8 protein-coding genes are annotated in these 8,100 nt (G+C 67.6%); 1 reads left to right on the top strand and 7 read right to left on the bottom strand.

Annotation, left to right across the window (positions count from 1 at the left end):
* Positions 1–26: 26 nt before the first annotated feature.
* From ACNI3Q_RS09460 to ACNI3Q_RS09450, 3 genes are read right to left on the bottom strand one after another with little or no spacing between them, the layout of a single operon-like run.
* Positions 27–431 carry a hypothetical protein gene (locus ACNI3Q_RS09460; RefSeq protein ID WP_426276083.1) on the bottom strand — a complete coding sequence of 135 codons (405 nt, stop codon included), beginning with the start codon at positions 429–431 and terminating at the stop codon, positions 27–29.
* The gene (locus tag ACNI3Q_RS09455) at positions 413–1,405 is read right to left on the bottom strand and encodes a cysteine synthase A (protein ID WP_426276081.1); all 993 of its coding nucleotides are present in this window, start codon (positions 1,403–1,405) and stop codon (positions 413–415) included. The genes ACNI3Q_RS09460 and ACNI3Q_RS09455 overlap by 19 nt, the downstream gene beginning before the upstream one ends.
* A 57-nt stretch (positions 1,406–1,462) precedes the next feature.
* A complete protein-coding gene (locus tag ACNI3Q_RS09450; RefSeq protein ID WP_426276079.1) occupies positions 1,463–1,798 on the bottom strand; it encodes an Mpo1-like protein in 336 nt (111 codons plus the stop codon).
* A gap of 64 nt (positions 1,799–1,862) precedes the next feature.
* Between ACNI3Q_RS09450 and ACNI3Q_RS09445 the strand changes: the two genes are divergently transcribed.
* A complete protein-coding gene (locus ACNI3Q_RS09445) occupies positions 1,863–2,033 on the top strand; it encodes a hypothetical protein (RefSeq protein ID WP_260021951.1) in 171 nt (56 codons plus the stop codon).
* A gap of 87 nt (positions 2,034–2,120) precedes the next feature.
* Here ACNI3Q_RS09445 and ACNI3Q_RS09440 read toward each other — a convergent pair whose 3' ends face one another.
* The 4 genes from ACNI3Q_RS09440 to ACNI3Q_RS09425 all read right to left on the bottom strand — a co-directional run bounded on the left by ACNI3Q_RS09440 (position 2,121) and on the right by ACNI3Q_RS09425 (position 7,962).
* Positions 2,121–3,983, bottom strand: coding sequence for an ABC-F family ATP-binding cassette domain-containing protein (locus ACNI3Q_RS09440; protein WP_426276078.1), 1,863 nt, complete (start codon positions 3,981–3,983; stop codon positions 2,121–2,123).
* Between the two features lie 218 nt (positions 3,984–4,201).
* Positions 4,202–5,647 (bottom strand): porin, encoded by a 1,446-nt coding sequence (locus ACNI3Q_RS09435; protein WP_426276681.1) that lies wholly within the window; start codon positions 5,645–5,647, stop codon positions 4,202–4,204.
* 90 nt (positions 5,648–5,737) lie between these two features.
* Positions 5,738–6,190: a YaiI/YqxD family protein gene (locus tag ACNI3Q_RS09430; protein WP_426276077.1), complete on the bottom strand. Its 453-nt coding sequence runs from the start codon at positions 6,188–6,190 to the stop codon at positions 5,738–5,740.
* On the bottom strand, positions 6,187–7,962 hold the full coding sequence (locus ACNI3Q_RS09425; protein ID WP_426276075.1) for a DEAD/DEAH box helicase: 1,776 nt from the start codon (positions 7,960–7,962) through the stop codon (positions 6,187–6,189). Before ACNI3Q_RS09425 ends, ACNI3Q_RS09430 begins: the two co-directional genes overlap by 4 nt.
* Positions 7,963–8,100 lie beyond the last annotated feature (138 nt).

The following is an 8,100-nucleotide window of genomic DNA, read 5'->3' as shown; positions in this document are numbered from 1 at the left end:
AAAGTGGGGGACGCAGTCCCGCGGGATCAGGGTTGCGGAGTCGGCTGGTCCGCAGCGGGATCGGCCGGGACCGCATCTTCCTTTGGCCGCGCACTTGGCGCGACGCCCAGGGTCGCCAGCGGTTCGTCATTGTCGGTCGGGCCGGCGACATTGGCGACAGGCGTGGCCATGGTCATGTTCGCCACGACATCGGGATTGGGCTGGCCGATCACATCGGGCTGCACCTCGCGAGAGGCGGACCGATAGATGATGGCAGCAACCAGAATCAACAGGACGACGATCGTCAGCCCGGTCAGGCCGACTCGGACCCGCTGAAGAACCTGCCCCCGGTCGGTTGTCGATTGTTGCAGCACTGTTGCAAGGAAGTAACAGGGAAGCGGTTCCCTGTCCACCGCCCATCGCGCACGGCTCGTCAGCCGCGATCCGCCCATTCAGGCACCACCAGCCCCTTTGCCGCACGCCATTCGGCGTTGTACAGGCTGGACAGATAGCGAAAGCCGGTGTCGCACAGGATCGTCGCCACCCGCGATCCCAGCCCCAGTTCCCGCGCCAGCCGCACCGCGCCCGCCACGTTGATGCCGGACGACAGGCCCAGGCACAGCCCCTCCTCGTCCAGCAGGCGGCGGACCCATTCCATGCCCTCCGCATCCGACACGCGATACTGGGTGTCGATCGGCGCGCCTTCCAGATTGGCGGTGATCCGCCCCTGCCCGATCCCCTCGGCCACCGACGATCCCTCGGCCTTCAATTCACCGTGCGCATAGTAATGATAGAGGGCGGCGCCATGCGGATCGGTCAGCGCGATCCGCACCTTTTCGTCCCGCTCCTTCAGCCCCAGGCCGATGCCGGCCAGCGTGCCGCCCGTGCCAACGGCACAGGTGAACCCGTCGATCCGGCCGTCCATCTGTTCCCAGATTTCAGGGGCGGTGCCAACGATATGGGCGCGGCGATTGGCGATATTGTCGAACTGGTTGGCCCAGATCGCGTTCGGCGTCTCCTCCGCGATCCGGCGGCTGGTGTGCACGAAATGGCCCGGATTGGCATAGGGCGCGGCGGGCACCAGCACCAGTTCGGCCCCCAGCGCGCGCAGCGTGTCCATCTTTTCCCGGCTCTGCGTCTCCGGCATCACGATGATGGACTTGTACCCCTTGGCATTAGCGACCAGCGCCAGACCGATGCCGGTATTGCCGGCCGTCCCCTCGACAATGGTGCCGCCGGGCTGGATGGCGCCCCGCGCCTCCGCATCCTCGATGATGAACAGGGCGGCGCGATCCTTTACCGACGCGCCGGGATTGGCGAATTCGCACTTGCCATAGATTTCTGCGCCAGCGGCCTCGCTCGGCCCCTTCAGCTTCACAAGTGGGGTGTTGCCGATCAGGGCGAGCGTATCGGGGATGGTCGTCATGTCTCGTTAGCTATGCCGCCCGCCAGTCCACCGCAAGCAAGGGCTGCTGCGAGCGCATCAAGCGCGGCTTGCTACCCCTGCCCGCGCCAGATGCGGGCCCAGCCGTCCGGTCAGCCACAGGAAGAACATCCGGTAATCGCTGACCAGCGACCAGAACGGATAGGTGAACGTCGCGGGCCGATTGCGCTCCACCGCGAAATGCGCGGCCCAGGCAAAGCCGTATCCGGCCAGCGGGATCGCAAGAAACCACCAGGCTGAACCGGTCAGCCCCAGCACCAGCGCGACAAAGGTCAGCGCAGTACCTGCATAATGGATCGCCCGCGTTTCCGGCCGCCCATGTTCGCGCAGATAATGCGGCCAGAAATCGGCATAGCGGCGGATCGTGGCGGCCATGGCTTTGCGCTCCTCTCCGCGCCACTCTATCGGATACAGAGGGCGGCGCAACGGGAGCGGGATCATGCGGACCAGGGCCAGTATCTGCGCGCGCAAGGCCCGCTATCGCAGCGGCGGGGAGGCCGCAGCCGCAGCGGCCAGCCATGGCCTTGCCCTGTTCCCCTATCGCTGCGACCGTTGCGGCCAGTTCCACCTGACCAGCCGGTCAAAGGGTCGGCGCCTGCCCCGGCCCTGACGTTCGTCATTGCGAGCGCAGCGAAGCAATCCATGTCCGGTAGCTGGATTGCTTCGCTACGCTCGCAATGACGGAGATGGGTAACCCCTAACCCGCCACCTGCTCCAGCGCCTCGCTGAGGTCCAGCCAGCGGGTTTCCGCCGCTTCCAGCCGGGCGACGACATCGGCGTGGCGCTTCATCAACTCGCTCATCGGCAGCTTGGCCAGCGCCGGTTGCGCCTCGGCGGGGGCGAACATCGCGTGATCCAGCGCCTGTTTCTCGGCGGTCAGTTTTGCCACCTCCGCCTCTGCCGCGCGCGCCTGCTTTTTCAGCTCCGCCTCTTTCTCGCGCGCTTCTGCGGCGGCCTTGCGGTCGGCCTTCTTGTCCTTTTTCGACGCCTTTTCGGCGGCGTTCTGGCCCAGCACATGGGCGATGTAATCGTCCAGTGTCCCGTCAAACTCGCGCGCCGCGCCCTGATCGACCAGCACCAGCCGGTCGGCGGTCGTCTCCAGCATATGCCGGTCGTGGCTGACCAGCAGCACCGCGCCGGTATAGGCATTCAGCGCCTGAATCAGCGCCTCGCGCGCATCGACGTCCAGGTGGTTGGTCGGTTCGTCCAGGATCAGCAGATGCGGTGCATCCCGCGTGATCAGCGCCAGCGCCAGCCGCGCGCGCTCGCCGCCCGACAGCTTGCCGACCTTGGTCGTCGCCTTGTCGCCCGAAAAGCCGAACCGGCCGAGCTGCGCGCGCACCGCCGCCGGGGTCGCCCCCTTCATCTGGCGGGTCATGTGGTCCAGCGGGGTGTCGGTGACGTCCAGTTCCTCGACCTGATACTGGGTGAAATACCCGACCTTCATCTTGCCCGTCGCGTTCATCGCCCCTTCCATCGGGGTCAGCTGCGCGGCGAGCAGGCGAGCGAGCGTCGTCTTGCCATTGCCGTTGCGGCCAAGCAGCGCGATCCGGTCGTCCGGGTCCATCCGCAGGTTCAGCCGCCTGAGGATCGGCGTTTCGCCATAGCCGACAGCAGCCATGTCCAGCGTGATCAGCGGCGGGCGCAGCTCGTCGGGATCGGGGAAATCGAAGCTGAGCGACGGATCCTCGGCCAGCGACGCGATCGGCGTCAGCTTGGCCAGCGCCTTTTGCCGCGACTGGGCCTGTTTCGCGGTCGATGCGCGGGCGGAATTACGGGCGATGTAATCCTGCAGCTTGGCCCGCTGCGCCTCCTGGTTCGCCTTGGCCGCGGCCAACTGCGCCATGCGTTCGGCCCGCTGCTTTTCGAACGCGTCATAGCCGCCGGGGTACAGCGTCACCTTGCCCCCCTGCAGGTGCAGGATATGGTCGACGACATTGTTCAGGAAATCGCGCTCGTGGCTGACCACCACGATGGTCGCGCGATAAGCCTTCAGGAAATCCTCCAGCCACATGACCGCCTCAAGATCGAGGTGGTTGGACGGTTCGTCGAGCAGCAGCACATCGGGCTGGCTGAACAACAGACTGGCCAGCGCGACGCGCATCTTCCACCCGCCCGAAAAGCTGTCGAGCGGCCGCTGCTGCATCTCCTCATCGAAGCCCAGGCCAACCAGGATGCGGGCCGCCCGTGCCGGCGCGGCATAGGCGTCGATGGCGATCAGCCGCTCATGCACATCGCCCAGCCGGTCCATATCCGTCTGGGTTTCCGCTTCCGCCAGCAGCGCGGCGCGCTCGGTATCGGCGGCCAGCACGGTTTCGAACGGCGTTGCGGTGCCCGATGGCGCTTCCTGTGCGATATAGCCAAGGCGGCTGCCGCGCGGCATTTCCACGCTGCCGCCATCCGGTTCCAGCATCCCGGCAATGACGCGCACCATCGTCGATTTGCCCGCGCCATTGCGCCCGATCAGGCCGACGCGCGACCGGGGGGGCAGTGCGGCACTGGCACTGTCCAGGATGGTGCGGCCACCCAGCCGCACGGTGATGTTGTTGAGGTTCAGCATGATCGCCGCGCCCGATAGCAGGGCGCGGCCCTTACCGATAGCCGAGATGTTCGGGAGTTGGCTGCTCAGGGCAGCTCGCAATCCCTAAAGCCCGCTCGTCCTGAGCCTGTCGAAGGACGCATCCCAACGATGATGGCCGGTGTGAGCATCCTTCGACAGGCTCAGGATGAGCGAGGCGTGGGGCGTTGGTGTAGATTGGCTTCGGGCTAACCCCTGCGCTAGTAATTCCATTGCAGCTGGGCGCGGATCACGTCGCCCTCCGCCTGGCCGGTGCGCCGCTCGTCCGCCTCGCGCCGGCGCATATGGGCATAGGCCAGCGTCAGCTCGATGGGATCGGCGAACTGGAATTCCGCCCCGACTTCCCAATCGTCGGTTTCCAGCCGGGGCGCGTTCAGCGCGGCCTTCCACCCGCCGCGATAATGCTGCCAGCGGGCAAAGGGCGTGACCTCGCCCAGCGGGCTGTCCTTGATGCGGAACATGGTCTGCACATAACCGCCGGTCAGCGGCTTTTCGGCAATGGCGCCGATCACCGCGTCATATTCCGGCCCCTTGCCCCAGTTCCATTCCGCCTGGATGCCGAATGGCTGGGGATACAGGATTGCGTGCAGCCCCGCCCGCTCCTCGCGGAACGCCGTGGCGCTCACGCCGCCGCTGCGCAATTCCGGCTGGAAATCGTTGCGCAGCAGCGCCCCGCCCAGTTCGATCACCTGTCCGTCCAGCGCGCCGCCAAGTTCGATGGGCCATGTCGCCATGGCCACGGTCATCAGGCCGTTGTTGCTTTCCCGGCGATTGGTCCCCTGTCCGTTATAGACCGACAGGCTGAACGCGCCGTAATTGCCGAACAGCTTCTGCCCATCCTTTTCCAGTCGGTCCCAGATCCGCTGAAACAGGGGCGGCGTGTAGAACAGGGTGACGCCGATATCCCGCTCGCCCGGCACCGCGCTGTTGATCGCATCCGTCCGGTCGATGGGCACGCGGTTAGACGAGGATTGCAGGTTTTCCCATCCGAACGGCACCTTTGCCTGACCGAACCGCACCTGCCAGCTTTTGGCGTCGTCCAGGAACCAGTCGACATAGGCATCACGCAGCTGGACATAGGCCTCGCGCGGTTCGCCCGCCGTCTGGTTGCTGACCGCGACGGCGAAATCGGGCTGGAAGTAAAAGGACAGCCGGTCGCTCAGATCGCCCTGCATGACCAGGCGGATGCGCCGGAAACTGAAATTGCCGCGGTCGCTGATCCCGCCATCGGCTACGGATCGCAGCCGCGAAACGCCGGCCGGTGCCGTTGCATCGCCCGCCACGATCTCGCTCAGCCGCAACTGGGCATAACCGCGCAGGCGGATGCGTTCATACCAGTGCGGGGATCGCGGCTTGTCCCCGGTCACCGCAACTGAAACCGGTGCGGCGGGTGCCGCGGGCGCGACGGCCACCGGCGGTGCAGCAGCAATGGCCGGCTGGGGTGGCGGCAGCGGCAGAGGCGGTGGGGATGCGGGTTGGGCGGCCAGAGCGGCCTTCAATTCGGCGACCGTCGCCTTCAGCTCGTCAATCTGTCGCTGCAGTTCCTCGACCGTCTGGGCACGCGCCGCATCGACCGGCAGGAACAGCGCCATGGCCCCGATGGCAAGCGCTCCGCCCGCCCGCCGCAGCGGGGCGCATTGCAACATTTCTGTCACGGAAAACCCCTCCGCCGTCACAAATGGTTCACGAACCCGTCCGTCGCGCGATGGACCACCGCCCGGCGGGATGCAAGTCCGTCAGCGGCGCCGCAACCGAACGATTGCGGTGTCCAGCGCCTGCAGAAAGGCGGACCGATCCGCTTTGCCGAACGGCTTTGGCCCGCCGATCTGGTCGCCCCCCGCGCGCAGGTCGGCCATGATCGCACGGGTGGCGATCGCTGCCCCGATCGAGCTGGTCGTGAACGGCCGCCCGGTCGGGGCGATGACGGTAGCCCCGGTCTTAAGGCAACGGTCGGCAAGCAGGATGTCGGCGGTGACGACGATGCTGGCCGCATCGCCGGCCGCCGCGATCCAGTCGTCCGCCGCGTCGAACCCGTCACTGACCACCACCCGGGCGATCAGCGGGTGATCGGGCACGCGCAGATGACTGTTGCTGACGACAGTCACGGGCACCTCGTGCCGCCACGCCACTTTATAGATCTCGTCCTTCACCGGACAGGCGTCGGCGTCGACGAGGATCTTGACGGTCATTTGGGACGCGGACCCCGATGCGCGGGCTTGCCGCCCGGTCCCTTGCGGAACGGCTTGGGTCCGCCGCGCGGCGGGCCTGCCGGGCGGCTGGGCTGCGCCCGGTGCAGCGTCGGGCGACCGCGCGGCGGCCCGGCGCGATGATCGCCGCGCACATGCCCCTCCGGCCCGCCCTCGGCAGGCTCGATCCGCACCACATCCTCATCGCCTTCGGTCTGGCCGGTGCGGATGACCGCTGCCTGGAATTTGGCGGCGATGGCACGGGGCACCTGGAAATGCGTTTCGTGCTGGCCGATGCGGATTGCGCCGACCTCGTTCTTCGTGATGTGCCCGCGGCGGCAGATCAGCGGCAGGATCCATCGCGCATCGGCATTCTGGCGGCGGCCGATATCGACGCGGAACCACACCGTATCCTCGAACCCCGGGCGGTGGCGCTCGGCCTGCGCCTCTCGCCGCGCTTCCGGCGTGTTTTCGATCAGCTCCTCCGGCTGCGGCATGGCGGCGCGGTGGGCGCGCACCAGCGCGGCGGCGATGTCCTCTGCCGACCGTTCGGCCAGCAGGCGCGCGGCCAGCGCCCGATCCTCGTCATCCACCTCGACCGGGGCGAGCAGCGCGGCGATCAGCCGTTCGCGATCCTGTTCCCGGATCGCATCGGCGGTCGGCGCATCGATCCATTCGGCGGCGATGCGCGCGCCGCGCAGCATCGATTCGACCCGGCGGCGACGGGGATAGGGCACGATCAGCACCGCCGTCCCCTTTTTCCCCGCCCGGCCCGTGCGACCCGACCGATGCTGCAGCGTTTCGGCATCGCGGGGGATTTCGACATGGATGACCAGGCTCAGCGTCGGCAGGTCGATGCCGCGCGCCGCCACGTCCGTCGCCACGCACACCCGCGCCCGCCGGTCGCGCAGCGCCTGCAGCGCATGATTGCGTTCCGACTGGCTATGTTCGCCCGACAGCGCAACGACGCCAAAGCCGCGTTCCTGCAGCGTCGCGTGCAGATGGCGCACATTGTCGCGCGTGGCACAGAACAGGATCGCCGTTTCCGCTTCGTGATAGCGCAGCAGGTTGACGACCGCCGCCTCGATCTCCGCCGGCGCGACGGTCACCGCCTGATAGGCGATGTCGCCATGACCGCGATCCGCCCCGACCGTGGAAATGCGCAGGGCATCGCGCTGATACCGGCGGGCCAGCGCAACGATCGGCCCCGGCATGGTGGCCGAAAACAGCAGCGTCCGCCGCCCCTCTGGCGTGCCGTCCAGGATCTGCTCAAGATCGTCGCGAAAGCCCATGTCGAGCATCTCGTCCGCCTCGTCCAGCACCACGGCACGCAGGTCCGACAGGTCCAGCGCCCCGCGCTCCAGGTGATCGCGCAGCCGCCCCGGCGTGCCGACGACGATATGCGCGCCCCCGCGAAGCGCGCGCCGTTCCTTTGACTGGTCCATGCCGCCGACGCAGGTGACGACCCGCGCCCCCGCCTTGGCATAAAGCCACATCAGTTCACGGCTGACCTGAAGCGCCAGTTCGCGGGTCGGCGCGATGACCAGCGCCAGCGGGCGCTCGGCCGGCGGCGCGGCCCCGTCCGCATCCAGGATGTCGCCCGCCATGGCCAGGCCGAACGCGACGGTCTTGCCCGATCCGGTCTGGGCAGAAACGATAAGGTCGCGCCCGGCCGCATCGGCGGCGATGACGGCGGCCTGCACCGCAGTGGGTTCGGCATAGCCGCGCTCGGCCAGAGCGTCGGCAAGGATGGTCGGCAATTCGGAAAAGGACATGGATCTCGCAACAGGTCTGCCCGGCACGGACGTGCGGGGCGGGAGGAAAAGGGGTGGCTCGCCCGTCGCCGGAACAGGGCCTCTCGCTCACCCGTCCATGGCGGCGCAAGGCCGTTCGACCGGGTCCATAGCCGCTTT

The organism is Sphingomonas eleionomae (assembly GCF_049889035.1).
In the GTDB taxonomy this organism is placed as follows: domain Bacteria; phylum Pseudomonadota; class Alphaproteobacteria; order Sphingomonadales; family Sphingomonadaceae; genus Sphingomonas.
Note: the sequence above shows the minus strand (reverse complement) of the source record. Positions and strands in the feature narration are given on the sequence as shown.